Source organism: Dietzia sp. CH92, from assembly GCF_032248695.1.
Classification (GTDB): Bacteria; Actinomycetota; Actinomycetes; order Mycobacteriales; family Mycobacteriaceae; genus Dietzia.
The window spans coordinates 1-241 of record NZ_JAVHXC010000024.1; the positions used below are offsets into that span (position 1 = coordinate 1).

General features: G+C 58.9%; 1 protein-coding gene. It reads right to left on the minus strand.

The genetic code is table 11. The annotated features are described in order from the left end of the window. Window positions 1–241 (minus strand): 60S acidic ribosomal protein P1 (locus tag RWK90_RS17280; RefSeq protein ID WP_314038865.1); only part of this gene is annotated, 241 nt, incomplete at both ends.

Genomic DNA, 241 nt, shown 5'->3' on the forward strand with positions numbered 1-241 from the left:
CCTCGGACTCTTCCTTCTTTGCCTCCACTTTCTTCTCCTCAGCTGGGGCGGCGGCAGTGGATGGAGCAGCACCACCAGCAGGCGCAGCTCCAGCTGCTGGAGCGGGCCCACCAGCCCCTACATTGCAGATGAGGCTCCCAATGTTGACATTGGCCAGAGCCTTGGCAAACAAGCCAGGCCAGAAAGGTTCGACGCTGACACCAGCTGCTTTAATGAGGGCATTGATCTTATCCTCCGTGAC